Origin of the sequence: Flavobacterium sp. (genome assembly GCF_031423415.1) — a bacterium.
Classification (GTDB): domain Bacteria; phylum Bacteroidota; class Bacteroidia; order Flavobacteriales; family Flavobacteriaceae; genus Flavobacterium.
The window spans coordinates 1-1,348 of the sequence record NZ_JANPFL010000086.1; the positions used below are offsets into that span (position 1 = coordinate 1).

Below are 1,348 nucleotides of genomic sequence, written 5' to 3' on the forward strand. Positions count from 1 at the left end.
GAATTAAAAGGCGAACAAATTCTTGAAATGTGTAACTATTATATCGAAGGAAAAAAACCGCATCCGTTATCTGGAATGACATTTACGATAGATTCTAACAAGAAACCCATGAATATTTTGGTTCAAGGAAAGCCGTTAGAATTGGATAAAATTTATTCGGTTGCAACATCAGATTATTTGTCAAATGGTGGAGATAACATGAATTTTTTTAAGAAAAATGTAGGTAGCCACGATATGGATTATAAACTAAGAAACATACTTATTGATTATTTAAAAGATGTAGAAACTGTAGTGGTCGATAAAAAAATTAGAGTTAGTGTACAATAATTTGGTTGTGATAATTCAAATTTTAAGTATTCACATTAGCGATTTAATATAATTTAAAATGAAAAGAAGAGAATTTATACAAAAAACGGCAGCAAGTTCAGCATTTTTGACACTTGGTGGATTATCATTAAGTAGTTTTCAAACTGCAAATTTTAAACATATTACGATTTTACATACTAATGATGTACACAGTTATATCGATCCATTTCCGATGGATGATTCTAGAAATCCAGGAATGGGTGGCGTTGCAAAACGTGCCGAATTGATTACCGAAATTCGCAAAGAAAACCCAAATGTATTGTTGCTAGATGCTGGCGATATTTTTCAAGGAACACCATACTTTAATTATTATGGTGGCGAATTAGAATTCAAATTAATGTCGATGATGAAGTATGATGCTTCTGCAATCGGTAACCACGATTTTGATAATGGCCTTGAGGGTTTGCTTTCTCAAATGCCCAACGCAACATTCGAATTTCTATCTGCTAATTACGATTTTAAAAACACAATAATGGATGGTCACGTAAAACCATACAAAGTATTTACGATTGACGGAATTAAAATTGGTGTTTTTGGTCTAGGGGTTGAATTGGCTGGATTGGTAGATAAAAAAAATTATAAAGAAACTGTCTATAACGATCCTTTAGAGATTTCGAATGATATGGTTCGAATACTTAAACAAGACCAAAAATGCGATATCATAATTTGCCTCTCGCACATTGGATATTCTTATAAAACCGAACCTGATAGAATTTGTGATTTAAAATTAGCAGCTTTAACTAAAGATATTGACTTAATTATTGGCGGTCATACACATACTTTTCTAGATAAACCAACCATTGTTAAGAATATTGAAAACAAAGATGTTCTTGTAAATCAAGTTGGGTGTTACGGAATTAATGTTGGTAGAATTGATTTTTATTTAGATTCGAATAAAGAAATAGCAACCAAAGGACGGACTATTGTTGTCTGATATTGAAGTGGTTTAAACTTTTTTTAATTGGCTGCAAAATTGTCTTTT

2 protein-coding genes are annotated in these 1,348 nt (G+C 31.3%); both read left to right on the forward strand.

Annotation, left to right across the window (positions count from 1 at the left end; translation table 11 throughout):
* A partial coding sequence (locus RMO83_RS07985) for a 5'-nucleotidase C-terminal domain-containing protein (protein WP_310559153.1) occupies positions 1–327 on the forward strand: 327 nt, incomplete at its 5' end.
* 58 nt (positions 328–385) lie between these two features.
* Positions 386–1,300 carry a metallophosphatase gene (locus tag RMO83_RS07990; protein WP_310559154.1) on the forward strand — a complete coding sequence of 305 codons (915 nt, stop codon included), beginning with the start codon at positions 386–388 and terminating at the stop codon, positions 1,298–1,300.
* Positions 1,301–1,348: the final 48 nt, after the last annotated feature.

What these genes read in the sequence shown, in the direction of transcription:
- RMO83_RS07990 (WP_310559154.1), top strand. Translation starts at nt 386, where the DNA reads ATGAAAAGAAGAGAATTTATACAAAAAACGGCAGCAAGTTCAGCATTT.